This is a genomic window from Armatimonadota bacterium, from assembly GCA_016125185.1.
Lineage (GTDB): Bacteria > Armatimonadota > Fimbriimonadia > Fimbriimonadales > Fimbriimonadaceae > Fimbriimonas.
This window is the reverse complement of record WGMG01000006.1, coordinates 1,455,306-1,480,956: the sequence shown is the minus strand read 5'-3', so window position 1 is coordinate 1,480,956 and position 25,651 is coordinate 1,455,306. Positions and strand designations below refer to the sequence as shown.

Annotated in this window: 24 protein-coding genes and 2 tRNA genes; 14 read left to right on the top strand and 12 right to left on the bottom strand. The window is 56.4% G+C overall.

The genetic code is table 11. From position 1 onward, the window contains the following. The first annotated feature begins 4 nt into the window (after window positions 1-4). On the top strand, window positions 5-688 hold the full coding sequence (locus GC165_14975; protein MBI1334171.1) for a response regulator: 684 nt from the start codon (window positions 5-7) through the stop codon (window positions 686-688). Continuing rightward, complete coding sequence (locus GC165_14970; protein ID MBI1334170.1) at window positions 549-1,952, top strand: HAMP domain-containing protein; 1,404 nt, start codon at window positions 549-551, stop codon at window positions 1,950-1,952. Before GC165_14975 ends, GC165_14970 begins: the two co-directional genes overlap by 140 nt. A gap of 4 nt (window positions 1,953-1,956) precedes the next feature. Here GC165_14970 and GC165_14965 read toward each other — a convergent pair. Beyond that, window positions 1,957-2,032: transfer RNA gene (locus tag GC165_14965), tRNA-Pro, on the bottom strand. Window positions 2,033-2,196: 164 nt separating this feature from the next. On the opposite strand from GC165_14965, the gene GC165_14960 reads away from it, so the two are divergent. Beyond that, window positions 2,197-3,402, top strand: coding sequence for a hypothetical protein (locus GC165_14960; protein ID MBI1334169.1), 1,206 nt, complete (start codon window positions 2,197-2,199; stop codon window positions 3,400-3,402). Here GC165_14960 and GC165_14955 read toward each other — a convergent pair. From GC165_14955 to GC165_14945, 3 genes are all read right to left on the bottom strand, one after another. Then, window positions 3,377-3,652, bottom strand: a complete 276-nt coding sequence (locus GC165_14955; protein MBI1334168.1) for a hypothetical protein — start codon at window positions 3,650-3,652, stop codon at window positions 3,377-3,379. The two genes, GC165_14960 and GC165_14955, sit on opposite strands and share 26 nt — an antisense overlap. 203 nt (window positions 3,653-3,855) lie before the next feature. Next, window positions 3,856-4,455, bottom strand: a complete 600-nt coding sequence (locus GC165_14950) for a hypothetical protein (GenBank protein ID MBI1334167.1) — start codon at window positions 4,453-4,455, stop codon at window positions 3,856-3,858. A 129-nt stretch (window positions 4,456-4,584) separates the two neighbouring features. Next, a complete protein-coding gene (locus tag GC165_14945; GenBank protein MBI1334166.1) occupies window positions 4,585-4,911 on the bottom strand; it encodes a 2Fe-2S iron-sulfur cluster binding domain-containing protein in 327 nt (108 codons plus the stop codon). A 61-nt stretch (window positions 4,912-4,972) separates the two neighbouring features. Here GC165_14945 and GC165_14940 point away from each other — a divergent pair, with 61 nt between their 5' ends. The 7 genes from GC165_14940 (at window position 4,973) to mrdA (ending at window position 12,973) form a co-directional block, all read left to right on the top strand. Further along, window positions 4,973-6,109: a M20/M25/M40 family metallo-hydrolase gene (locus GC165_14940; GenBank protein ID MBI1334165.1), complete on the top strand. Its 1,137-nt coding sequence runs from the start codon at window positions 4,973-4,975 to the stop codon at window positions 6,107-6,109. A gap of 54 nt (window positions 6,110-6,163) precedes the next feature. Continuing rightward, window positions 6,164-6,664 carry a hypothetical protein gene (locus tag GC165_14935; protein MBI1334164.1) on the top strand — a complete coding sequence of 167 codons (501 nt, stop codon included), beginning with the start codon at window positions 6,164-6,166 and terminating at the stop codon, window positions 6,662-6,664. Window positions 6,665-6,753: 89 nt separating this feature from the next. After that, the gene (locus tag GC165_14930; protein ID MBI1334163.1) at window positions 6,754-7,368 is read left to right on the top strand and encodes a sigma-70 family RNA polymerase sigma factor; all 615 of its coding nucleotides are present in this window, start codon (window positions 6,754-6,756) and stop codon (window positions 7,366-7,368) included. Continuing rightward, the gene (locus tag GC165_14925; protein ID MBI1334162.1) at window positions 7,365-7,790 is read left to right on the top strand and encodes a hypothetical protein; all 426 of its coding nucleotides are present in this window, start codon (window positions 7,365-7,367) and stop codon (window positions 7,788-7,790) included. The genes GC165_14930 and GC165_14925 overlap by 4 nt, the downstream gene beginning before the upstream one ends. Continuing rightward, window positions 7,787-8,743 carry a hypothetical protein gene (locus GC165_14920; protein ID MBI1334161.1) on the top strand — a complete coding sequence of 319 codons (957 nt, stop codon included), beginning with the start codon at window positions 7,787-7,789 and terminating at the stop codon, window positions 8,741-8,743. The genes GC165_14925 and GC165_14920 overlap by 4 nt, the downstream gene beginning before the upstream one ends. 40 nt (window positions 8,744-8,783) lie before the next feature. Next, a complete protein-coding gene (locus tag GC165_14915) occupies window positions 8,784-11,168 on the top strand; it encodes a hypothetical protein (GenBank protein ID MBI1334160.1) in 2,385 nt (794 codons plus the stop codon). Beyond that, entirely contained in the window at window positions 11,165-12,973 is a 1,809-nt protein-coding gene (gene mrdA, locus GC165_14910; protein ID MBI1334159.1) for a penicillin-binding protein 2, read from the top strand. The genes GC165_14915 and mrdA overlap by 4 nt, the downstream gene beginning before the upstream one ends. Here mrdA and GC165_14905 read toward each other — a convergent pair. From GC165_14905 to GC165_14895, 3 genes are read right to left on the bottom strand one after another with little or no spacing between them, the layout of a single operon-like run. Further along, window positions 12,910-15,009, bottom strand: coding sequence for a tetratricopeptide repeat protein (locus tag GC165_14905; GenBank protein MBI1334158.1), 2,100 nt, complete (start codon window positions 15,007-15,009; stop codon window positions 12,910-12,912). The genes mrdA and GC165_14905 overlap by 64 nt on opposite strands. Next, a complete protein-coding gene (locus tag GC165_14900; protein ID MBI1334157.1) occupies window positions 15,006-15,905 on the bottom strand; it encodes a glycosyltransferase in 900 nt (299 codons plus the stop codon). Before GC165_14900 ends, GC165_14905 begins: the two co-directional genes overlap by 4 nt. Beyond that, window positions 15,886-16,740: a glycosyltransferase gene (locus tag GC165_14895; protein ID MBI1334156.1), complete on the bottom strand. Its 855-nt coding sequence runs from the start codon at window positions 16,738-16,740 to the stop codon at window positions 15,886-15,888. The genes GC165_14900 and GC165_14895 overlap by 20 nt, the downstream gene beginning before the upstream one ends. A gap of 107 nt (window positions 16,741-16,847) precedes the next feature. Here GC165_14895 and GC165_14890 point away from each other — a divergent pair, with 107 nt between their 5' ends. Together GC165_14890 and GC165_14885 are read left to right on the top strand one after the other, a co-directional pair. Next, complete coding sequence (locus GC165_14890) at window positions 16,848-18,521, top strand: SH3 domain-containing protein (GenBank protein MBI1334155.1); 1,674 nt, start codon at window positions 16,848-16,850, stop codon at window positions 18,519-18,521. 47 nt (window positions 18,522-18,568) lie between these two features. Beyond that, window positions 18,569-18,644, top strand: a tRNA-Glu gene (locus GC165_14885). 248 nt (window positions 18,645-18,892) lie between these two features. Here the strand turns inward: GC165_14885 and GC165_14880 are convergent. The 5 genes from GC165_14880 to GC165_14860 are packed head-to-tail and all read right to left on the bottom strand — an operon-like array spanning window position 18,893 to window position 23,105. Beyond that, window positions 18,893-19,564 (bottom strand): peptidase E, encoded by a 672-nt coding sequence (locus tag GC165_14880; GenBank protein ID MBI1334154.1) that lies wholly within the window; start codon window positions 19,562-19,564, stop codon window positions 18,893-18,895. A gap of 25 nt (window positions 19,565-19,589) precedes the next feature. Beyond that, window positions 19,590-20,423 (bottom strand): prolyl oligopeptidase family serine peptidase, encoded by an 834-nt coding sequence (locus GC165_14875; protein ID MBI1334153.1) that lies wholly within the window; start codon window positions 20,421-20,423, stop codon window positions 19,590-19,592. Between the two features lie 56 nt (window positions 20,424-20,479). Further along, window positions 20,480-21,394: a UV DNA damage repair endonuclease UvsE gene (uvsE, locus tag GC165_14870; protein ID MBI1334152.1), complete on the bottom strand. Its 915-nt coding sequence runs from the start codon at window positions 21,392-21,394 to the stop codon at window positions 20,480-20,482. A 39-nt stretch (window positions 21,395-21,433) separates the two neighbouring features. Further along, entirely contained in the window at window positions 21,434-21,916 is a 483-nt protein-coding gene (locus GC165_14865) for a hypothetical protein (protein ID MBI1334151.1), read from the bottom strand. Further along, on the bottom strand, window positions 21,909-23,105 hold the full coding sequence (locus GC165_14860) for a hypothetical protein (GenBank protein MBI1334150.1): 1,197 nt from the start codon (window positions 23,103-23,105) through the stop codon (window positions 21,909-21,911). Before GC165_14860 ends, GC165_14865 begins: the two co-directional genes overlap by 8 nt. Here GC165_14860 and GC165_14855 point away from each other — a divergent pair. Next, window positions 23,007-23,459 (top strand): transcriptional repressor, encoded by a 453-nt coding sequence (locus GC165_14855; GenBank protein ID MBI1334149.1) that lies wholly within the window; start codon window positions 23,007-23,009, stop codon window positions 23,457-23,459. The genes GC165_14860 and GC165_14855 overlap by 99 nt on opposite strands. Continuing rightward, the gene (gene katG, locus GC165_14850; GenBank protein MBI1334148.1) at window positions 23,449-25,635 is read left to right on the top strand and encodes a catalase/peroxidase HPI; all 2,187 of its coding nucleotides are present in this window, start codon (window positions 23,449-23,451) and stop codon (window positions 25,633-25,635) included. The genes GC165_14855 and katG overlap by 11 nt, the downstream gene beginning before the upstream one ends. Window positions 25,636-25,651 lie beyond the last annotated feature (16 nt).

The following is a 25,651-nucleotide window of genomic DNA, read 5'->3' as shown; positions in this document are numbered from 1 at the left end:
ACGAATGGCGGGCGCACTGATTGCAGTAGTGGAAGACGAGCCGGAAATGGGGAACCTCTTGACGCAAGTTCTGTCGGAAAGCGGCTATCGGTGCGCCAGCGCCACAAACGGAACCGAGGGGCTGGCTCTTAGCCGCGAAGTCGATTTGATGTTGGTGGACGTGATGATGCCCGCCATGAACGGGTTCGCGATGGTCGAGGAAATGCGACGTCAGGGTGTCAAGACTCCGGTGATCTACCTCAGCGCCAAGGATAAGACGAAGGACGTGGTGCGGGGTCTCGAGGCGGGTGGAGACGACTATCTGATCAAGCCGTTCAAGCTGGAAGAGTTATTGGCGAGAGTCAAGGCGGCTCTCAGGCGGTCGCGAGATACGGCCACCGAACTCGTCTGGGGTGATTTTCGGCTCGATACTTCGGCCCGAAAGGCCACGCGTGGCAACCGAGACCTGCATTTTTCGGCGACCGAATTCCAGTTGCTTGAGGCATTTCTTCGCTGTCCAGACGAGGTCTTGTCAAAGCGAATTCTCCTGCAAAAGGTGTGGGGCGACGATGGTTACCGGGACGACAACATCGTTGAGCTTTACGTCAACTACGTGCGCAAGAAGACGGAAGCCTACGGGGGAACGAGGATCATTCACACTGTGCGTGGAAAAGGATACATTCTTGCAGATCGCGAACCTGAGCCATAGACTGCGCCTGACCGGAATGCTGACGGTCTCCGTGTCGATCGCACTCGGACTGGTCTTTTTGGCCGTGTTTGCCATCGTCCGAAGTCAGACAATGGATCGACGACTGACCGAGCTTAGCAAGAGCGTGGAGCGTGTTGCCCACGAGTGGAACGGGCCCGCGTCTTTGTCCGAAGAGAAGGAGGATTTTCCCGGCTCGGAATTCACGGTATTCGCTCGCGATGGTGCCGTGCTTGCCTCCACGTCCGTGAAACCGCTCCTGCTCGTGCATGGGAGCCAAAAAATTCGCCACCAGTTGTACGCGGGCATCGACTACAAAGATGTCACCGTCGTCGGCTCGTCATCCTGGCTTGAAACCGAGGCGGGGTTGAAGCAGTTGGCCCTGGTCCTGGCCGGTCTGTGGCTTCCGATTACGATTCTTGCCGGAGCCGTGGCGTGGTACGGCGGAGGCTTGGTGCTTCGCCCCGTCACCGAACTCGTTTCTTCGGCCGATCGGCTTTCGTCGTGGTCGGACGAGAGGCTGCTGGAGACGACCGACCACGCGGAGTTTGCCCATCTTGCTCAGTCTCTCAACCAAATGATTGGGCGGGTCCGGCATGCGGCGAAGGTGCAGGAGCAGTTTGCATCGGATGCGGCTCACGAATTAAGGAGCCCACTCGCGGTCTTGAGAACCGGGATCGAAGCCACGCTCTTGAATCCGCGAACACCCGAGCAGCACGAGGAGGCGCTTCGGTCGATGCTGGGCCAGGTCGAGCGGTTGGGCTCGATCGTTGAGACGCTTTTAGCTTCGGCCAGGGCCGACTCCGATCCGGTTCCGCCGTTAGCGTTGGAGCTGGTTGTCGCCCAAATTGTCGACGATTGGAGAATCAGTCGAGATTGGGACGCATCTCGGGTCGTGTTTTCTGGTCGGCCAGGATCAGCCTCGGTTTCCGAAGACGAATTGGCGATCGTGGTTCGCAATTTCCTCGACAACGCCGCTCGCTATTCACCGACGGATCGCCCGATCGATGTGCGGGTGGAGCCGATGGACTCGGAGGTTCGGCTTTCGGTGCGTGACTTCGGTCCGGGTTTATCGACCGAGGCAAAGACTCAGGCGTTTCAAAGGTTCTACCGAGTCGATGAGGCCCGTAACCGCCAGGATGGAGGCGTCGGCATCGGTCTTGCCGTCGTGAAGCGAATTGTTGAATCGCGAGGTGGTCGCGTTGGGTTTGAGAATCCTTCGGAAGGAACCCTGGTTTGGGCAGTATTTCCGAAAATGGAAGAATAGGATTTGGTCGGGGCGACAGGATTCGAACCTGCGACCTCATGCTCCCAAAGCACGCGCGCTACCAACTGCGCCACGCCCCGACTTGTGAACGGTAAAAGATACCCGGATTTTAGGTAGATATTGCGTAGGTTTCTGGCGAATTGAGCCCCAGGAAAGGGATAATCAATGGTCGTTGGACTACCATCAAGCTCAAGATTACATCGCGTCGCTGGCTCCTCGCGGGTGGCGTCTCGGGCTAGATCGGATGGCTGAATTCGCCCGTCGAGTCGGCCTCACTGGCTCGCTTGGCGATAGTGAAGAGCCCAAATACATTCATGTCGCCGGGACCAATGGTAAAGGGTCGGTGACGGCGATGGTCCAAAGCTGCCTGATCGAACAGGGCTATCGAACAGGCTCGTTTTACAGTCCCTACGTCGTCGATCCACGAGAACGAGTTCAATTCAACCGGGAGATGATTTCGGAAGCAGATCTGGCCGCTATCGCCACCGACTTGATGCCGATTGGCGAGAGCCTTTCGGAGACCGATTTTGGCGGCGTGACCGAGTTTGAGTTCAAAACGGCACTGGGGTTTGAGTTTTGGAAGCGAAAGCAGTGCGAGTGGGTGGCGCTGGAGGTCGGATTGGGTGGCCGCTTAGATGCCACCAACATCATCGAACCGGCGGCGTCGGCTATCGTCAGCATCAGCTTCGACCACACCCACATTCTGGGCGATACCCTGGGCAAGATCGCTTACGAAAAGGCAGGGATCATCAAGCTTGGAAAGCCGGTGGTGGTGGGGGAGATGCCGGATGAGGCGTTTCTTGTGATCGAGGAGGTCGCCAAGAAGATGAATGCGCCACTATGGAAGGTAGGGCGTGAGGTCACCTGGGAGGCGACCGAAAACGGTGTCCGTATCTGCACGCCGGGGAGTACGGTCGAGGTTAAGCCGAGCCTATTTGGGGAGATTCAACTGCACAACGCGGCGGTCGCTTATGCCGCGCTTGAAATGGCAGGCGCAATCCGCGATCCGGGCAAGCTGCAAGAAGGATTTGCCCACGCGTACCTACCGGGTCGGTTCCAATTGATGGAGTACGGCGGCAAGCGATTCCTCTGCGACGGGGCTCACAATGCTGATTCAGCCAAGGTGCTATCGCACATGCTGAAGGAGGCTGACTTCCGGCCAAAAGTGTGCATTACCGGCATGCTGACCGGGCACTCACCCGAAGACTTTTACGGAAACCTACGCGGGCTCGTGAATGAGTTCTACGTAACGCCCATCGACTTCCACCGGTCGATGAACCCCAAGGAGCTTCATGAAAGTCTGAAGGCTATGGGGTTCCGAGCGACCAATTTTCACACAGTAAAGGCCGCAATTGATGCGGCCTGTCAGGTTGAGGATACGGAGGACATCCTCATTTGCGGTAGCTTTTACTTAGTTGGCGAGGCTATGCGGCTGCTTCAGTCTCGATAATCTCGGCGTTCTGCGTCTTCACCTCGAGCACGATGTCTCGAATTTCGGGACGCTGTCGGAGAATCTTGGAAATGATTCCCATCTCGGCATTCATGTCGGCAATGTTGGACTTCGGCATGGGCTTAACCTCACCCCGCATGTACATCACACCGTGCATGACGTAAAGGTCGGCTCGCGAAATATCCACTCCGCGACGGGCAAACTCGGCACGCGCAATGCGCTGGCCTCTAAAATCGTTCTGATCAACCATGACAGTGGGCCTATTCCTTGGTTGACCTTTGGAGGACCCTGGTAACAACGTCAGCACGACGCCAAACTAGTGAATGTACGAGAGGGTTTAGTCTTCGACGTCTGCGCTCGGTCGACTTGAGATGAGAACGTATAGTGTCAGGCTCAGCCGAGCGGCGGACTAACCTCAAGTTTGACTAAGTATCCGCCGAATCTTTCGGACATCTACTGCAAATATTGGCCTGCAATTCTGCCAAATTCAGCATAACAACTTTCGACCAATTCGTCGAGTGAGAAAAGGTGCTTGCCTCCTCCATCTACAATTTCAGCCCAAATGATTATCGAGCAGTTGCCTGCCACTATCGGATTTCCAGATGAAGCATCTATATGAATCCCTGCAACCGAACCCGTTGATGGGGGAACAGAAAAGCGCAGTCTTTGAGAATAATTGGCTATTCTCGGATTTGAGCCAGAGCGCGAATTTCGAAGCTGGCTACCATGTTTTTCTTGGTTGACAATGTCTACAAGTACTTTAAGATGTGTGGAATTGTTAATTGCAGGCTCAACGATTTGGGGATCATGCCCCTTGGCGCGGAGCGCATTTTTTGTGTGATCCTTGAGAGTAGCGAGGTTGTGCAAGACGATCATTATTCGATTAAGGATTTCGTCGTCCGAGTGCGTACCAAAACTTAGGCGTCCAAACTCCATCGAGCCTTGTATTTTGCTCTCGAAGCTAATCTTTTCGACGACGTTTGTGCTGTCGCTCATCTCATTTACCGACGAAAGAGTCCTTTTCAAGCGATGGTTGAAGTCATCGTAATCCACCTGTCGAGATTACACAATTCAGTTCTGGCGTGATTCTAGCCATAGAATTCTTTACCCTGCGCCCTTGGCGCAGGGTAAAGAGCGTGTCCACGATAAATTGAATCGCTTGGCTTCCAACTTAAACGGAAACTAGTCTTCGACGTCTGCGCCTGGGTTGTCCCAATCCGCTTGGCTGACGGGCATCAAAACCTTGACCGACATATCCTTATCGACTCGAACCTGACACGAAAGGCGGAACTCACCCAGCACACCGTCCTCTTCCAGGCATTCGTGCTCTTTCTCGCCCATCGGAGGCTCGTCGGACAAGAATTGCACACGGCACGTCGTGCACCGAGCGTTGCCGCCGCAACGGTGGCTGATATCGACTCCCGAGTTCTCAATGCCTTTGACCAACTTGGTCCCTTCTTCAACTTCGAACGAGCCGTACCCTTCGACCGTGATCGTGTGTTTCGCCATCACCGAGAATCCTACCGCCCCAGCGACATGCGAAACTACGCCGACGAGATAAACTTGCCTCGTGATCAACGAAGAGCGTCTGGTCGACCTATTTCTGAACCTGTGCAAGATTAACGCCCCGGCTCTGCAAGAGCGTGACGTTATCGAATGGACGAAGACTTACCTGACTGAGCACGGTCTCGAATTTGTCGAGGACGAAGCCGGCAATGCCATTGGCGGAAACGCGAACAACATCATCGTCAAGGTTCCGGGGACTCTGCCCGATGCGCCAAAGATCTACCTTTCCGCGCATTTCGATACGGTCGAACCGACGGCGGGTATTGTCATCGAAGAGATCGATGGCGTGTTCTTGTCTACGTCGGACACCATCCTGGGCGCTGACGACAAAGGTGGCATGGCTCCGGCCATCGAAGCCGTTCTGACCTTGCGTGAGTCGAGCGAGCCGCACGGCGACATCTATCTTCTGTTGACGGTGGCCGAGGAGATCGGCCTCAAGGGTGCGGGCGCGCTCAAGATCGAGGACCTTGGGCTCGATTTTGGTTATGTGTTGGATACGGGGCCCCCTGTTGGCTCTTATGTGACTCGCACTGCCAACCATGATAAGCTCGACATCACGGTAAAAGGGAAGCCTGCCCACGCTGGAAAGGACCCGGAGAACGGAATCAACGCAATCAAGGTCGTGGCCGACGCGGTTGAAGGTATGCGCATTGGACGCATCGACCCGGAGACCACCGCCAACCTTGGCACCATCCACGGCGGGACCGGAGCAAATGTGGTCTGCGCCGAAGTGACGATCAAAGCGGAAGCGCGGTCGACGAATCTTCAGACCCTCGACGACCAAATCGCGCACATGAAACAGCGGTTCGTCGATGCTGCCGCGAAGTGGGGTGCCGAAGTCGAATTCAACTATGTGCGGCACTATTCGGCTTATAACATCGATCCCGAATCTATGGTTGTCCGGGTGGCGCAAGAAGCGAGCCGGAACCTAGGGCTTGATCCTGAACTTCGAACGACCCTCGGTGGAAGCGACGCCAATATCTTCAATGCGAAGGGGGTGCCGAGCATCGTCGTTGCGACCGGAATGCAGAAGATTCACACCCATGATGAGTTCATTTCCCGAGCCGATCTCGTTAAAACCGCTGAATTAAGCCTAGAAATTTTACGAGTGTCCGCAAAAGCGAGCCGAAAGACTGGATAAGGTGCTATGATTTTGAAGCTCTTATCATAAAAAGGAGTGATATCTGGGGAAGTAATGAAGAAGCAGTTAGCAGTTTCTACCATCGTTATGCTCGGCGCAATGGCGGTTGCACAGGATAATCCGACACCTATTACCTTCCGAATCGGTTTCGATTATCCGGTCATCGGCTCGACCCGAAACAACGAAAAGGAATTTTACGGCATCGGTTTTCAGCGCAAGATCAGCGACGTTCGAAGTTCGGAGATGTATGATTCGAGCCTCGAACTTTCGCTCGACTACTATGGCCGTGGCAACTACCGCCACATTCCGATCCTTCTGAACTACGTTGGACAGTCCAAGAACGGCAACACGTTTTGGAGCGTCGGCGGTGGCCTCGGCTTCATCAAGCAGCCGACCGCAACCGGAACGGAAAGCATCGCCCGAGCGGCCTACCAGGCTAGCGTCGGCCTCAACCTCACTTCGGGCCAAACGGCATCGTTCGTCGAAGTTAAGTTCTTTGGCAGCGAATCGTCGGCGGTCAACGCGTACGGCATCTACTACGGCGTCAAGTTCTAGCGCCGGGCGGCACGCAGGACCTAGCAGTTTGTTAGGTCCTGCGACGCAGTACTGAACAATTTCCGCTCCCCAACGTTTGAAACATTTGCATGAACGCGAATGTTGGAACGTGGAGAGTAGGCGCGCGGACGATGCAGACACGCTCGGAAGATAATGAATTCATAAAGCCGGGTAGCGCCGAATCGTTTGCAAAACTAGTCGATACGTACCAGAATCGAGTGTTCGGTTTCGTTCGAAGAATGGTTCCCACCGGTGAAGACGCCGAGGACATCACCCAGGAGGTCTTTATCCGGGCTTTCCAAAGCTTCGATCGGTACGATGCCCGAGCTTCTGTTCGCACGTGGCTTTTCCGAATCGCTTATAACCTTTGCGTCGATCGCGCCCGAAAACATAATAGAGGACTGCAGCAGGTATCGCTTCAGGTCAGTCCAGACATCGAAGAAGAAATCGATGTACCGGACAACCGATGGCAACCGGATGCGCTCCTGGAGGACGCTGAATTTCGACAAAGACTCGATAAAGCCATCGAAGGCATGAGCGAAAAGCTGCGAAGCGTGCTGCTTCTGCACGACAAAGAAGATCTGTCTTATGAGGAAATCGCCGATACTCTCAAAATTCCGATTGGGACGGTGAAGAGCAGACTCTTCTTGGCCAGAACGCAGCTCCAAAATGCGGTGAAAGATTTGATGGAGACTCAACCATGAATTTGTTTAAAAGGGAAGAATCGATCGAAGAGTCGCGACTGAATTCTGACAACCAGAAGAAAGTTGCTTCGTTGGTAAAGTCCCTCCACGATGATGAACTCAGCCTGTCGTGGAGAAGCGATCTCAACGCCAAACTGGCGATGGCGCAGCAGGCGAAGGCCAAGAAAAAAGCCCGCCGAGTGTATGCCTGGGGTTCGTCCCTGTCGCTTGGAGTGGCGGCAACTCTCGTTGTTACGTTGATGGTGCGACCGAATTCGCCGAAGACCACCCCAGTGGCCAATTCTTCTTCCGCGTTCGCATCCGAACTGGTCAAAACTCATGAGGAATCGATGGTTTTGGCGAGTGTTTCCGGCACCGGCGCCGCTGCGCGCGAGACCGCATTGGGAACCGAAGCCTATAGCTATCAAGACGATCTGCTATGAGATTGAGCGTCGTATCTGCGGGTTTGCTGACGGCCCTGGCTGTCGGTGCGCCTGTCCAGCACCAGCGGCTGAGTCTTCCGCCTGAACTCAAAGAAGCATTTGAGCATGCAAGAGGGCTTCGGTTCAGCGGCACCCGCGTAGTCACCTACGTCAAAGCCGGGCGCATCGAGACACACAAAGAGTTCGTGACGAAGGATGGGCCAAACCTGAAGGTCGAATTCGACAAGGCTTCCCCCTTTGCCGGCCAAATCATCGTCGAAACCGAAAATTCACGGAAGCACTACTTCCCCGACAAGAACGAAATTCGCGTCTATCCGTCGTTCGGTAAGCGTCAGTTTGAGGGCTTCCGTGGGGCTTTCCGAAGCGCCCGAGGCGGCGAGTTGCACATCGACTCGTCCAATGGCGGCGTGATTGCGGGCCTGCATTGCACCAAGTATCAGCTATCGGATAAGGATAACAATCCTGTCGTTCAGATTTACATCGAGCCCCGCTCGGGAATGCTTACAAAACGGGTGCTATACGATCAAACGGGCAACATCGCCGGTTCGTACGAATTCGTTTCTCTCACCCTCAACCCGAGAATTCAGCCCGGGACTTTCGAAATCCGCCGACGTGGCGCGACGGTCGTTCGACCGATCGACGAACTTCGCAAGCAAGGCAAGGACGCCGATATGCCGGTGCTAACCCTTCGCGAAAGCTCAGGCTACCGCTTAGAAAGTGTTTACTCGCGAGTCATCAAGGGCTCGAAGGTGATCGTTCAGAACTTTGGCACCGACGATTCTCGGCTGACGCTCTTCATGACCCGATCGACTTTGAACCCGGCCGACCTCAAAAAAATGGAGCGCGGGGAACTGAGTTCCTACGTGTGGACGTTGGACGGAGTAACGCTCGTACTGATTGGTGATCAACCTGAAGAACGCCTCCGCTCTCTCGCGTCCCAAGTGGCCGACTGACAATCCTGGTCTTTCCTTAAGATCAGTCTATAATTAACTCGTGGCTACCGCGAAACGAACCGTCGTAAACGAGCGGAAGAAAGCCGCACCCAAGAAGAAGAAGCGTCAAAGCTCTCCCTTGGTGAAGTTCCTCAAGTGGACGTTCCTGACCCTCGTCTTCGCTGGTTGCGTCGGCGCGATGGGCAGCGCCTGGTTCATGTACAAAAACATCCAGGAAGTCGAGCCGCTGGTTGAGCATATCGACGAAAAGATCAAGGAATACAACTCCAAGCCTTCGCGCATCTACAGTGCGCATGGCAAGCTGCTGTACGAAATTCGTCCGATCTATCGTGATCCGGTCGCACTATCTGACCTTCCCGAGTACGTCAAGTACGCGATCCTGGCGGCCGAAGATAAGCGGTTCTACGAGCATCACGGCGTGGATTACATGGGCTTGGCCCGTGCAACCGTTCACCTGGCGTCGAAGGGTGAAGTCGATGGCGGTGGAAGCACCATCACCATGCAGTTGGCGAAGAAGCTTTTCTCGGCGAGCCAAGTGACCTTCCGACGAAAGATTCAGGACATTTCGATCGCCTTCAACTTGGAGAAGAAGTACACCAAGGATCAGATTCTGGAGCTGTACATCAACCAGATTTATTATGGTGAGCAGGCCTACGGCCTCAATGCCGCCGCGGAAATCTACTTTGGCAAAGAAGCAAAAGACCTCGATCTTGCCGAGGCGGCGATGATCGCCCGATGTATTCGCCTGCCAAGCTCCCAAAATCCGGTTCGCAACTATCAAATATCCGACTTCAACAAGAAGGTCGTGCTCAACACGATGCTCGAACAAGGGTGGATTACCCAGGGCGAGTACGACAAAGCTAAGGCCGAAAAGCCTAAAGTTCGCGGTTTCGCCCGCCAAAAGTTCTCTAAGATTTACGCGGCGCCATACTTCGTGGCCGCGGTCAAGCGTGATCTCGACCAGCTTGGAATCAATATCTCCGAAGGTGGATACACCATCACCACCACACTGGACTCCGACCTTCAAGAGTCGGCGGAGAAGTCGACCGAACGTGAGATTCGCAACAACGACGAGGCAAACGTCGGCGCGTTTATCTGCATGGATAGCGAGGGCCGAATCCTTGCCGACGTTGGCGGTCGGGACTTCAGCAAGAACCAGTACAGCTATACAACGCAGAGCCCTCTCCAGCCAGGCTCAAGCTTCAAGTCGTTTGTTTACTCGGAAGCTCTCAAGGAAGGCGTTCTGAACGATGAAGACTCCGAGATATCCAACGAGATGGTGAAGTGGCCGTTGGGCAACGGACGCTACTACAATCCTCGAAACCACGGTGGATATGGCGGCTCGGTATCTCTTTGGAGCGCTTTCGTCAACTCCATCAACGTTCCCGCCGTGCATACGATGATTAACATCGGACCGAAGCGCGCGGCCGATCTGATCACCGAAGACTTTGGCTTTGACTCGAAGATCCAACCTTATCCCGCCTCCGCACTGGGCGCTTCCGAGGTGAAGCCGATCGAGATGTTGGAAGCCTACTCCGTGTTCGCTCTGGACGGACGGCGAGTCAAACCGTATCGCATCAAGGAAATCCTTGGCCCCGAAGGCAATATCGTCTACCAGGGCAAGATGGAATACGTTACGACGCGCATCGGACCGAGCATCTGCGCGACCATGGACAAGCTAATGCGGGGAGTGGTCACGAGCGGCACCGGTACCCAAGCGGGTGAGTGTCCCGATGCTCGGGGCAAAACCGGCACCACCAACGACGGCAAGAGCCTCTGGTTCTGTGGCTACTCAAAAGGCGTTATCGGAATCGCGGTTGTTGCGAATCAGACGTATGACAGGAAGCACCATCGGTGGCTCCTAAGGCCGATGAACCAATACGGTGGTTCGACAGCCGCGCCAATTTGGGCTCAGGCCATGATTCCAACCATCGCGAAGTATGGCAGCGATGTCAAACCCGACTTCAGCAAGCACGCCGAAAGCGATGAGATGAAGCACAAGCCGAAGCCTGAGGTTCCGGCCGCGACTGACGCCAACAACGCGCCTGCAGATAATCCCGACGATCAGAATCGAGTGACGATCGACGGTGGTCCCGGCGCACCGGCCACCGGCGATGGTCCGCCTGCCGATGGTGGCGATGCCGTGCCGACCGATCCGAAAAATGATCCCGCTTCGAACCCGGGGACCGGCGATGCCCCGCCGACAAAGACAAACGGTACTAACGGACCGAAGCCTCCCGACGACTCGAAGACCAAAAAGCCAAGCGATAGCGACTATGTCGAGGTAGAGGTTTGTGCCGACTCCGGCATGTTGGCCACGCGCTACTGCCCGGAAACGATCAATCGTCGATTCCTCAAGAGCAAGCGACCCCGCAAGAAATGCACGATCCATCACGCTCCGGATGAAGGCGGTGGCATGAAGTGAGCGTCCTGCACGCCCCTCGCCGCCCCGAAGTCGACCGCCGCCTGTATTGGTTCCCCTGTCTCATCCTTCCCTTGTTCGCCGCCCTCGGCTTCCGCCTTTGGTACCTCCAAATCGTCCAAGCGCCCGATCTGGTCGACGAAGCCTCTAAGATCGGCAAATCCATCGTTCCTAAGCTCGCGCCGAGAGGGACGATCTATGATCGTCGGGGAAAGATTCTCGCCGGAGTACAGGGCCAACTGGTTGTTACCGTGAAGCCATTCGAGGCCAAGAAGCACCCCGAGGTGATTGAGAAGCTGTCGAAGCTCCTCGACATGTCGGTTGATGAGATTAACGACAATATCGCCGAAGAAGCGTGGCGAAATCGACCGGCCCCGATCAAAGCGGGAATCAGCATTCAAATCGCGACCAAGATCGCCGAAGCTCCCGACCTTCCTGGCGTTGAGATCGACGAAAAGCCGATGCGGACCTATAAGGACACGAAGGACTTCACGCACCTGCTGGGTTACGTTTGGACGCCTTCGGATCGAGACGAAAAGCGGCTGCAGGAGGAAGGCATCGACCCTGCCGACTATGTCGGCAAAGCGGGCGTCGAACGGCAATATGAGAAAGAGCTGATGGGCACGCCCGGCAAGGATGTGACCGAAGGCACCAAAAAGGCTCGTTTCCAGACCGAAGAACCCGCTATTCCCGGCAAACAGCTTCACCTGACCATCGACGCCTCCCTTCAGCAGTACGCCCAGCAGACGCTTTCGAACCTTGGTTTCCGCGGCGCGGTTGCCGCGATCGATCCCAGCAACGGCGAGGTCCTGGCCCTGGTCTCGAACCCGACTTACGACGTGAGCCCATTCCTCGACGGTATTAGCTCGGCGCAGTATAAAGCTCTTCAGGACAATCCGGCTACGCCAATGGTCTTTCGTGCGATCGGCGGCGCGTACGCACCCGGATCGACTTTCAAGATTCTCACTTCGATCGCCGCGTACCGTGCCGGAGTGCTGAACGAAAACACGAGTGTCTACTGCGATGGCGCGTATCACTTTTCGGCGCGGAGCAAGATGCGGTGCGAAGGCGTGCACGGCACCATCGGCTACACTCAGGCCCTTACCAAGTCCTGCAACACCTTCTTTGCCACAATGGCGGTCAAAGCCGGGGCTCAAGAAATGGTTCAGACCGCGCTCGACTGCGGCTTTGGCGAACCCACCGGGCTCGACATTCCCGGCGAGATTCGCGGAACCATCCCGACTGACGAATGGCGAAATCGCTACGATCCACCGCGTCCCTTCCGCGTTGGAAACCTAGCGCAGATGGGCATTGGTCAAGGCTATGTGACAGCGACACCGCTCCAGATGGCCAACCTGGTTGCGCTGGTTGCCAACCGGGGTGTCCAGTACCGGCCCCACTTGGTCCATGCGATCCGAGACGCGATCACCAACGAGACGACTTACATCAAGCCGGAGATTCTGCATACCGTCAAGGCTGACGAATGGTTCTGGGACATGCTTCAGGGCGCGCTTCATAACGTCGTCGAAAACGGAACCGCCAGGAAGGCTCAGATCGAGGGCGTCGATTGGGGCGGCAAGACCGGTAGCGCTGAGTTTGGCCACAAAATCGAAGGCGTCACCCACTCCTGGTTTGTCGGCTTTGCCCCACGACAGAATCCGAAGATTGCCATCTGCGTCATCGCCGAGGGGGCGGGACAGGGCGGAGACTTTGCCGCGCCTATCGCTGCCGGCATCGTCAAGCACTACTTATTCAGCGCTTCCAATGCGGCCGCAAACTTGTCGGCTTCTCCCCGCGGGTCGAACTGATAATTGAGCCCAACCGTGGGTTGGAGAGTTTCCAACTCTTTACAGGCTTCGATTGCCAAGCGGTAGTGGGTCTCGAGCGTGTCGCGATCCTCCCCACCAAAGTTGCCGTTGGGCATCGCCTTCAGGTTCCGCGCGACGACCGGCCCGGTGGTGTCTCGGTATTGGATAAAGCCCATCACCGCCGATTCCAGGAGCTTGACTTTCTCGGCTGGGCTCTTGCTCTGCTTGGCCAAGAAGAGCCGAGCGTCGTAGGTCTGAGTAGGGATGAATTCAGGCTGACTTCGGACCGTGAAATAGGGCGTGGTCTCGGTAGCGATGAGCGCGTTGGCTTCTTTGGTCGCAAGTTCGATATTGCCGAACTTCTGCGCGGCCTCCATGTACTTCAGCAGAGCGCTGGCATTGTTAGGGTCGCGCTCCAGGGCTTTGTCGAGGGCTCGGTAACAATCTTGATCCTTGCCTTGATTCAGATAGTAATCGGCTAGCGCTCGGTACGCCTTGGGCGAGGGGTGTAGTTGTGCCGCGGACACGAGATCGGCTTCGTTAGGATTGGCCAAGGCTCGAAGGGAGAGGGCTTCGCCATCGGCAAACGTGATGGAAAGTGCGGCGTTGGCATTGTCCAGCATTGCCTGGCGGTCGCTGTGGTCCATGGCGTCCCTGGCTCGGGAGCGGAAGGTTTCGGCGATCCCGACAGACAAACAAAGGGGAATCAGGACCACCGCCGCGATTCCGTAGGCGACTTTTGGCAGGGTGAAAATGAACTCTGGCGCCTGGGAATCGGCAGAAGAAGCGGTAAACGCGCCGCAGAAGAGAAACACCATCGACCCAAGACCGAAGATGTACATGTCGGAGTCGACGAGATTGTGGGCGACCGACACGGCCAGCGCGCCAAAGATGCCGACGAGTAGAATCTGCGAATCTGGCGAAACCTTTCGGATTCCGCGCATGCCCCACACGACCACGGCGCCGAGAAAGGCGACCAACGAGAACGCCGCGACCGGCGAGGCCTCGCTGGCGAGTTGAAGAAAAGTCTCGTGGGCCAGCGTCGTTTGGGTGACGAGGCCGGGGCGAGTCGACTCGTACCAAAAGCTCCCCAATCCCCATCCATATGGACGCTGTTTCGTCAGGTCGATTGCCGATACCCAAAGAAGCTTGCGGAAGCCAGCCGACTGGGCCGCCTCCCCACCGGTGTTCTCGAGGCGAGAAATTGCCGTCGTTCCGCTTTGGGCGGTTGCGGCCTTCTGCGCCGCCATCGCCATTCCGCCAGTCAGGACCAGCGGTATCAGCAGGACTGCCACCGCCGTGCCGGGTTTGGTTGGCTTCAACACGAGCAGGCCGATGAGGACAGCAATGATTCCCAACGGCAGACAGAGGATTGCGCCCTTCGATTGTGTGAGCACCAAGGCGAAGCACTGCAGGGTGCCAGCCAGAATCAGGGCCAATCGCGGAAGCCGTTCGTACCGCAAGGCAAGAACGAGAGCTAGCACCGTGCCTGCTGCCAGCATGGCCCCGGCCTGGTTGGGACCGATCTGGAGGGCAAAAATTCGATAGCCAGGATCATAAACCCGTGCGTCCCGATATTCTAAGATGCCGGAAATCGCGGCCAGAGTGATCCCCGCAACGAGGCTCAAGATTGGAATGATCGACTGCTTGCGACCACAGCATAGCGTCACTGCGAAGAACGCCAGCGACATCATGGCCCATTCCAGCACGTACAGGATCGTCACTGCGGGAAAACTTGTGACCAGGATCGAAGCTCCAAGACACGCGCCGAACATTGCGAGCCAGAACGTGATCCGTAGGTTCACCACGTGGGAAATCTTATGGGTGAATAGCGTCACCGTCAGCGGAATGAAGAAGAATAGCGAGAGGAAGAAGTGGGTGAGGAACGGCGCGTCTTGTCCGTTCAACATCGCCTGAAGCATGCTGGTTTCGGGCGAGATTCGTCCCGCTTCGAGACTGATTTTTCCACCTAGGAGGGGCAGAAGAAACGCCCCGAAAGCCACACTTAATATGGTCCAGTGCGGAAACTTCTTCACCGGCTCAGCTTCCTTTTCACAATGTCGATCTTATTGCGAAGGATGAAGAGGGAAGCCCGAGCGGATAGCGCGGTCGCCGCTAACGCCAGCGAGAACGGGCGAACCACCAGACTCTGCTGGGGGACGATGTTCTTTCTGTAAAAGCGGAACATAGAGCGGTGAAACCTGCCTATCATGCGATTCGGCGCCTTGTCGGTACTGCGCCCAATCGCGTGTGTAATCTGAAATTCTGGCAGATAGATTACTTTCTTGCCGTGACGCCATGTCTGGAAGCAGAAGTCGACGTCTTCGCAGAACATCACGTACTCGGGATCAAACAGCCCGATCTCGGCCACCAGCGTATCGCGGGCGAGGAAGGCGGCACCAGAGACCCAGTCGACTTCGCGCGGCGCGTCGTGCGACCAATCCTGCATCAGATAGTCCTTCGTAAATCGATTGTTGGGAAACAGACGACCCAAAAGCGTGTTGCGGAAGAGGGCCGCCACCGGGTTGGGGAAGCGTCGACAACTGTATTGAAGCGAGCCATCTGGATTGAGAAGTTTCGGGGCCACGACGCCGACCTCCGGGTTCGATTCCAGGTAGTCGAGAAGCCCACGGATCGCGCCGGGGTGAACGATGGTGTCCGAGTTGAGCGGCAAAACATGACGCCCGTGCCGGTTCTCAGCCGCATAGTTCTGCCCGCCCACAAAGCCCAGGTTTTGGGTCATCTTTTGGAGGTTCACCCACGGGAACTCCTGCTCGACCATCACCGGCGAGCCGTCTTCGGAGTTGTTGTCCACCACGATCACCTCGAAGCTCGCCTCGTCGCGAATCTTCTGCAGGCTGTCCAGACAGATGCGAAGGTCCTCGACCGTATTCCAACTGCAAATCGTAATACTAAGGTCGAAATCCTTCATGAAAACCTCGTGCGCGCACCAGGGCGCCTAGCCAAACGGCAACGGTGAGAAAGGGAAGCGAGATTCGCGCCAAACCTCTCAGGTTCTTGGAAAAGTACCGGATCAGGCTTCGATGCGATTCCCAAATCATGCTCTTTTTGACCTGTTTTGTGCTTTCGCCGCCAAAGTGCCGGATAGAGATCGACGCTTCGTACCAACATTTCCAGCCCCTGGCCTCCATCTGCTTAAGGAGATCAACTTCGTTGAAGAAGATCGGGAATTGCTCGTCGAACGGCCCGGGGATGTCTTTCAGAACCGACCCCCGAAACAAGAGGAAAGTTCCCATTGGTTGCGGCGCATCCTGCGACATCTCGTAGTCGAAGCGGGTCAGGCGGTAGGAATCGAAACTGCGGAACAGCTTCCCTAGACCCGAAAGGTCTCCGAAGATGCCTGAAACGCTGGGGAAGCCTCGAACTGAGCGTTGCGGTTTGCCGTCCGCACCGATCAATTTCACGCTCAAGCATCCGTATTTCGGCATGCCTGCCAGCTTCTGAATGGACCGCTCCAGGACATCTGGTTCGAGTACCGTATCCGAGTTGAGAGTGAGGATGTATTCGCCCGTGGCCCTCGCGATGCCGAGGTTATTTCCTTTGGCGTAGCCGTGGTTGTCGTCTTCAGCTAGAAGGATAGCCTCGGGGAATTCGTCGCGAACCACCTTCACGCTGTCGTCGCTCGATCGGTTGTCGACAACGATGACTTCGAACCCGCCGTCAACCTGGGATTGGAAGAGGGAAGTCAGACAGTCTCGGAGAAATGAAGCCGTGTTCCAATTGACGATGACAACGCTCAGCTTCAAATCCCCATAATTTTACCGGGTGCTGGAACGTTTACCAGGTTGATTCGGGTATAGTAATGAGGATTGCTTGAGAAATCGGGCGATCCAGCAGGGGAGAGAGAGGGACTTTGATAAAGAGCGTACTCGTTGCCGCGTTGTCTGTGACGCTAATTTCAACCGGAATTGCATCACCGCACAAAAAGTCCTCGGGTTCGCACCAAAAAAAGTCTTCCCACTCAAGCAAGCAGAAATCTTCTAGCTCGCACAAGTCGTCCAGTTCCAAATCGACGATCAACCGCAAGGCCACCAGCAAGACCTACGATCGTGGCCGACGGTATACCGAAAGCGAATCTCCCGCTCCCTCTATCGGCCGTGGCACTGTTACCGGCGCGAACGTAAACGTTCGGTCGCGACCCGACTCGTCCGCCTCGGTCGTCACTAAAGTTTCCGGCGGCGATGTCGCCATCCTCGCCCATCAAGGCGATTGGTACAAACTTCGATTTCAGCACGGCACCATCGGTTGGGTGAAGGACGAATTCCTGAAGGTCGCGAGCAAAACGACGACCGCCTCCAAAGCCAAGGTCACTCCGATCAAGCTCGATCCGGTCCCACAGGCAGTTCTCGCCAAAGCCGAATCCACCGATGGCCTCACCCGCTACGTGAGCGTCGTTGGTGACAGCGTCAATATTCGAAAAGGCCCGTCGACCTCGAACTCTTCGGCTGGCAAGGTCAGCGGCGGCAAAGCAATGGTCGTGGACCATTGGAATGACTGGTACAAGCTCAAATTCTCGGGTGGAACTATCGGTTGGGTGCGAAAAGACTTCCTCTCGTTCCCGGACAATTTTGACTACAAGGACGGCAAGCACGCACCGAAGGTTGTGGCCAAGCCCGAACCTGTGGTGGCGAGCAAAGAGCCAGCCAAGGACAAGACCGAAGACGTGAAGAAGCCGGTCGAAGCGGCCAAGCCTGCCGATACCAAGCCGACCGGCCCCCTTCCTGAAAACACAGTGGAAGTCTCGGCCACCGGTGAGCGAACGTCCATCGACCCTGATCCGAAGACCGCCAACGCGACGCCTGATTCTGGTCCGGCTCCGGTGATGGTGAGCCTGATCGGCGACGGTGTCAATATCCGACGAGGCCCGTCGGTCACGAACTCCACGATCACGAAGGTAAGCGGCGGTCAAGCTGAGATTATTGAAGAGCATAAGGACTGGTTCAAGCTCAAGTTCTCGGGCGGCACGGTCGGTTGGGTGAGCGGCGACTATGTGAGCTTCCCCGGCCACGAGCGATCCATGGAGACCGATGTTGTCCACGGCGACAAAATCAAGGCCATGATCAACGAGGCCAAGAAGTTTGAGAATGCGCGAGTGCGCTACAACTACGGCAGCGCCAATCGAAGCTATACCGATTGTAGTGGCTTCGTCCTCCAGGTCTTCAAGTCGATCGGAATCAACATGCCGAGAACGGCTCGCGAGCAGGCTCAGCGCGGCAAGAAAGTCGGCCGATGGGACCTCAAAGTCGGCGATCTCGTCTTCTTCAACACCCGCGGTTACATCAGCCACGTCGGCATCTACATCGGCAACCAGAAGTTCGTTCATGCCTCTTCAGGCGGTGGACGGGTTATGGAAAGCTCTCTGAACGAAACTTATTACGGCAACCGATTCCTCTTCGGAAAGCGCATCATTTCGCAGAGCGAAGCAAAGAAACTCGACCTTCCGACGCCGGGCGAGCTGGATCAAGAGAAGGATAATCAGCGAGACGATTCCAACCCGGATCCGAAGGTCAAGGATTCAAATTCCTAAGCCCGTACTGGCATTTTGCCCTCGTTCTAGGTCATAATATCTCGTCTGCTCCGGTCGTCTAGCGGTTAGGACATCGCCCTTTCACGGCGAAGGTCGCGGGTTCGAATCCCGTCCGGAGTACCAAAATATCAAAGCCCCATTGCTGTTTGGCCATGGGGCTTTGATATTTTAGAGATTGGGCTGGTGAGAATTTGCCAAGTGCGTAGCAGTTGGGGTTCGTTAGCGAAGCGCCGCGAGCGCGGTGAAGCGGTATCTGGAGCGAAGTCGAAGACCCCGCCGAAGGGTCATGAGCGTAGCGAATCGAGAGCGTCCGAACGAGCAAGACCTATACCGAGATAACTCTAGCTGTGAGATGCCCGAGCACCCCGCGTTCAGCTATTAAACAGCTTCCAGCTCCCCTCTGAAATAACCTCGACCACTCCATCGACGACCTTGAACGCCGTTTGAATGTCGGTTGCATAGGCCTTGATGCCGACTTCTGCAGCCCATTTCTCAGCGTTCTCCCACGTGTTCCAGTCGCATCCTTGCGCGCCAACATGGGGGAAGATGGAGAAGTCGACAATCCCAAGCGCCTGATCGCCGCCGCTCGGGGGTGCCCAGCCGACGAAGTCAGATCCGATGCGAGGCGTCATTACCATGCTTCCGGCGCTCAAACCCACCCAGACCTTTTCGTCCAAACTTGGCAATAAGTCAGCTAGCCCTGACTCGCGCATCCAATGGGCCAAGTAGAGCGCGTCTCCCCCATTCACCAGTAGTGCGTCGGAAGCCTGAATCCAACCCATCCAGCGCTCTCGGTTGAGGCTAGGGAGCGCGGTCAGTTCCAGAATGCCAACCGACTTCCAACCGAGCCCGACCATTGGGCAACGGTCCTCGCGCCCACTGACAAAGCGATACGCGCCCTGGGGACTGCCTTGCGGATGACCGTACCCAGCGGTCGGGATGCAGAGGACGTTGCACTCCTCAATTGGTTTGCCAAGCATCCCGACGAGCGCATCGTGAATAGACTGGTTCTTGATGCCCGAGTCGGTAAGGAGTAGCTTAATCATCTGCCCTCTGGTTTAGCTTGACCTACTTCAACAGCTTCTCTTTGAACCACTCAAGCGCTTTCAGCAACCCGGGGCCAAACGTCTTGTCGTCGTGCCCACCGCCCGGAATAACTTCCAACTTGTGATCGACCCCCGCTTTAGCCAGCGCCGCATCCATCGTCTTAGCCTGCTGAATCGGCACGATTTTGTCATCATCGCCATGAACGATCAGCGTTGGCGGGAAGCTTGCGCTTACTAATGAGATCGGCGACAGTTTTTCGACCAAAGCGATCTGTGCATCCTTCGGGGTCTTCGGGTCCAGCCCTACCGCCGGGACGAACACCGCCAATTGAGGCTCTTCGGTGAAGAGGAATGACGGCTTGCCCCAGTTGGCTAAGTCGGTCGGAGGAGCGATCGCGGCCACGGCACTAACCGGGGAATCGGACGAGCCCGCAACCATCAAAGCGAGATGACCGCCTGAGCTGATGCCGGAAATCCCAACGCGGTTCGTATCGATGCCATAGTCCTCGGCGTGGGAATGTACGAAGCGGACCGCCGTTCGAACCTGATCCACAATCTCGGCAACCTTGTACCTCGGTTGGGCACCATGAACGACCTCAAAAACGGTGAAGCCAGCGTCAACGAAGGTCTTCTCAAGGCCGGGTCCAAAGCTCTGAAGCATCGCATGGTCAGAAACCCACCCGCCGCTGATCATAAAGACCACTGCCGCCTTGTTCGGATTGGCCGGCTTTAGGACGTCCATCGTGAATGCCGCGCCGCCCGCCTTCATGTAGACCACATCTTTGATGTGGGCCTGGGCTTGCGAGAGGGCGGTCAGGCACGGCAAAAGGGCGCAAAGAAAGGTTTTTCGAATCATGATCGAAGATTAATCGTTTGAGCGATGCGAAATAGGACAACATGGCCCAACTTTTTTTATTTTTCGTGAAGGTCCCGCATGAGTTTTGCTATGGCCAGTTCTTTAGCCTTGGCTTCGATCTCCACCGTGAGCGGCCATCCCAACCATTCGGAAGGGAAGTCGTCGATGGAAATGTAGTCGTGGTGGCGTTCCGGCTTAGGTCCATTCCAACCGTCCAACGGACTGGAAATATGGAAAAGCGGCTCCCGATTCCAAGTCGTCCGGGCCAGATCGGTAGCCTCGGTAATGCTCGATCCATCGGGTAAGCATCGGTGATGATGGACGTCGTAAACCAGGGGCACCCCGGTCGCGAGGCAAACCGGCAGAAGGTCGGCGGGCGTGTAAACCTTATCGTCGTTCTCAAGCGTCAGCCGCGTCCGAACAGACTCGGGTAGGTTTTCGATCGACGTTTGGAGTTTGGCCAAAGCCGAGCGCTTATAGCCATACGCTCCGCCACCATGCACGTTTAATGTATCGGCTCCCACCCATTCGGCTACTTCAGCCTGATAGGCCAGCTCCGAAAGGGAATGAGCCACTGTTCGTGGGTTGGGCGAGTTCAACACCACGAATTGATCAGGATGGAACGAGAGACGAATGTCCTTCAACCGGGCGAACTCGCCACATTGGCGAAATAGCGCGACAATGCTATCGGCATCAGGAAGTTCCTCGACCTCGTATCCTGCCTCGGGGTGCGTCTTAACTGGCAGAATCTGACTGTTGATTCGAAAAGCACCAATTCCATTTGCCGTACAGAATTCCAGAGACGCTTGGAGAGCCTCGGCGTTGGCTTGGCATAGCCCAGCGAGGCGATCCAGGCGCTCCCCCTTCGAAAGGCGAAGCATGGCGGTGGCCGTCGTCGTGCGAAATTTGATCGGCTCAGCCGCAAACTGACAACAGAGCCCCAATCGTAAGACGGACGAAAGTTCAGGCATCAGCTGAGGTCCACCAAAGGGGTGATCTGCTCCAGAACTCTAGAAGTGGACGACCTGGTCGTCCCAACACGTCTGAAGGTAGTCGAGCTGTCCGATGTGCAACGTCGTGTGCCAGCCCGGCAGCTTCATCAAAAACGACATCGGCATCGACCATCCCAGGCCCGAATCCAACTCGGACTCGATATCCTCTTGCGTGAGTCCGTCGAGGGCGGCGTAGACTTCCTCAAGACCGCTGCGAAAGATCGTCTCGATGTCTTCTCGTCGGGTGACCGCCATTTCGGCCGCATTCCTCTCGTTCAGCCATCCATCCAGATTCTCGGACCCGGGAAGCTTTCGGTCTCGCATCATTTTGGCGAAGATGCCCAGATAGAGAGCCGTGTGCGCGGCAACGCGAAGCGCTGATTTTGCGGTCGGAGTCGGCGTCCAATTCAACTTGTCGTCGGGCACGAACGAGAAGATCAAAATGAATCGCTCTACGTTGCTCTTCGCGCTTTGTTTACAGGTCTCCACCAAACTACTCATGTTTCAATTCTGCCACAAGGAACAGCATCTCGACGATCTTCGCACGTCGAAAGCTCTTTGCTCGCATGAGCGGCGTTTGTCCTCGCTTGTCTTTGGCATTCAAATCCGCGCCAAGTTCGATGAGGGCCAATGCCGCCGAAGTGTTGCCGAACCGAGCCGCCTCGTGCAGTGGCGTCGACCGACTTATACCGCCGCAATGGTTGACTGCCGCTCCAGCCGCCACTAACTCTCGAACGATTTCGCCCGAATCTCGTCCACCTGCCGCGCGGAAGAGGGGAGTGTGTCCTCCAGAGTCGGCCACGTTAGGGTCGATTCCAAACCGTAGCAGAATTCGCGCGACCGGGAGGCATGCCGTTGCGGCGGCGAAGTGAAGCAGACTTCGTCCATTGAACTGGTGTCGAGTCAGATCGGGGTTGCTGTGAACCAAAGAGGCAACATATTCGGTCAGAACTGGCCGATCCGCTTCCAGCATCGCTGCCAAGATTCCGACCATTACGCTGGGTCGGTTAAAAGAAGAGTCGGCCGAGAGGATCGCCGCCGCATCTTCGCCGTTCGCCACGTCGCTCATCAACTTCTCCAGCCTCAGTTGACGTTGCCAAAGGGTGGCCAACTCTGGATGGGCTGGCGGCCCAGCATCCTCGCCGATCAAATAAAGCGATGCCATTCTAAAGAAGTCCAACAGCGCTGCGACGTCTTCGTCAGCACAAAAGGTCTCCCTTAACGCCGGGTCCATCAGTCCGAGCCAAGCCAACCGCTGAGATTCCTCAATCCGAAAGCGTGCATGTGATTGGCGCAGGCTGAGCCACCATCGGTATTGGCTTTGCTCGTCCTCGCCACCAAAGAACTGAATGAGGAAGGCCGCAAACTCTTCGGTGGCACATCGCAAGCTTTTGCCCGGAAAAAGCGGGCGGAGAATCGGTTCATTGGCGACACGTGAGTAGAAAGCGTGACTTAGGCGACGACACCCGTCCTCGCGCCCCATTCGATCAAAGAGTGATTTCCGCATCGCCGCCTGACGCCATTGTAAAGAAATCTTGCTGACATAAGTCATTATCTGGATACAGTACAGATAATGGGGTAATCTTAGCAAATGCGAGCCGAGATCGAAGACCTCCTGAAAGCCGCCAACCTCCGCCTGACGGCGCCGCGCTTGGCCGTGCTGGAAGTCATCGAGCACGAAGGCAAGCATCAAGACGCGGAGTTCATCGTCGAGGCGGCTCGAAAACGGCTGGGAAGCCTTTCGCGCCAGGCCGTTTACGACAATCTCAACGCGCTCTCTGCCGCCGGGATCATTCGCCGAATCGAGCCCGCCGGTCGCCCCGCCCTTTACGAAACGCGTGTTGGTGACAACCATCACCATCTGATCTGTCGTCAGTGCCTCGTCACGGTCGACATCGACTGCGCCGTGGGCGCGGCACCCTGTCTTCAGCCCAACGAGGACCACGGCTTTGTCGTCGACGAAGCCGAGGTCGTGTACTGGGGCATCTGCCCTTCGTGCCAACAAAAATCAAAGCCAAACCAAGAACAGAACCATGTCAAGTGAATCCAAATGCCCCTTCTCCGCGACCATCGCTGGTGGCGGAACTCAGAACCGCGATTGGTGGCCGAATCAGTTGCGCGTCGATCTGCTGAACCAGCATTCGACGAAGTCCGATCCGCTGGATCAGTCGTTTGACTACCGCGAAGAGTTCGCCAAGCTGGACTACGAAGCGCTCAAGAGCGACTTGCGCAAGCTGATGACGGATTCGCAGGAATGGTGGCCCGCCGACTTTGGCCACTACGGACCGCAGTTCATCCGCATGGCTTGGCATAGCGCGGGGACCTATCGAATTGGTGATGGTCGAGGTGGTGCCGGGCGAGGGCAACAACGGTTTGCTCCCCTCAATAGCTGGCCGGACAACGTCAATATCGACAAGTCCCGCCGCCTGCTCTGGCCCATCAAGCAGAAGTATGGTCAAAAGATTTCGTGGGCCGATCTCCTGGTCCTCACCGGAAACGTAGCTCTGGAGAGCATGGGATTCCGAACGTTTGGCTTTGGCGGTGGACGAGAGGACACTTGGGAGCCAGACCAGGACGTCTACTGGGGCCGAGAGACTACTTGGGTTGCCCCGACCGATAACCCCAACAGCCGATATTCGGGTAAGCGCGACCTCGAAAACCCGCTGGCCGCCGTTCAAATGGGCCTCATCTACGTTAATCCCGAAGGGCCCGATGGCAACCCCGACCCCCTCGCCGCGGCGGTCGATATCCGAGAAACTTTTGCCCGAATGGCAATGAATGACGAAGAGACGGTCGCCCTCATCGCGGGTGGACACACCTTCGGCAAGACCCACGGCGCAGGCACCGTCGACCATGTTGGAGCCGACCCAGAAGGCACAGACCTAGAAGAGCAAGGTCTTGGATGGACGAGTTCTTACGGAACCGGAAGCGCTGGCGACGCGATCACCAGTGGCCTTGAGGTGACCTGGACCACGACCCCAACCCGATGGAGCAACGACTTTTTCGAAATCCTCTTTAAGTACGAATGGGAACTCACCAAGAGCCCGGCAGGTGCTAATCAGTGGCAAGCCAAAGGGGCCGATGCGATCATCCCCGATGCTCATGATCCGTCCAAGAAGCGTCTGCCAACCATGCTGACGACCGATCTCTCGCTCCGCTTCGACCCGATTTACGAGAAGATTTCGCGACGATTCCTGGAAAACCCGCAAGCCTACGCCGATGCGTTCGCTCGCGCTTGGTTCAAGCTGACCCACCGTGACCTCGGACCTCGGTCGCGCTACCTCGGCCCCGAAGTGCCGAAGGAAGAACTGATCTGGCAGGACCCGATTCCTGCTGCCAGTCACCCGCTGATCGACGAAGCCGACGCCTCTGAACTGAAAGCAAAGATTCTAGGCTTGGGCCTTTCGGTTTCCGAATTGGTCGGCACCGCCTGGGCTTCGGCCTCGACTTTCCGCGGATCAGACAAGCGGGGCGGCGCAAATGGTGCACGAATTCGCTTGGCTCCTCAGAAGGATTGGGAAGTCAACCAGCCGACTCAACTCGCGAAGGTTCTTTCGGTTCTCGAAGGCATTCAAGCCGAGTTCAATGCCAAAGGTGCAAAGAAGGTGTCGCTGGCCGACGTCATCGTTCTCGCCGGCAACGCCGGTGTCGAGCAGGCGGCCAGGGCCGCTGGTCATGCGGTGACCGTACCGTTCACGCCAGGACGAACCGATGCGAGCCAGGATCAAACCGACGTGGATTCATTCGCTGTCCTCGAACCGAAGTTCGACGGATTCCGAAACTGCCAGAAGACGGAATACGCCGTTCCTGCCGAAGCAATGCTCATTGACAAAGCCCAGCTTCTGACCTTGACCGCACCTGAACTGACCGTCCTGATCGGTGGCCTCCGGGCGATCAACATCAACGTGGGTGGCTCCAAAGAAGGTGTGTTCACCGACCGACCGGGTCAATTGACGAACGACTTCTTCGTTAACCTGCTGGACATGGGAACCAAGTGGACGCCAACAAGCGAAGCGAAGACGTCTTTCGAGGGGCGAGATCGCGACACCAACGAACTCAAGTGGACCGGCTCACGGGTCGATCTTGTGTTCGGTTCGAACTCAGTTCTGAGGGCTCTCGCCGAGGTTTATGCCAGCGCCGACGCGACCGAGAAGTTCATGAGCGACTTCGTCGCCGCTTGGACCAAGATCACCAACCTCGACCGCTTCGACCTCAAATAAAAACGGTCCTCCCATT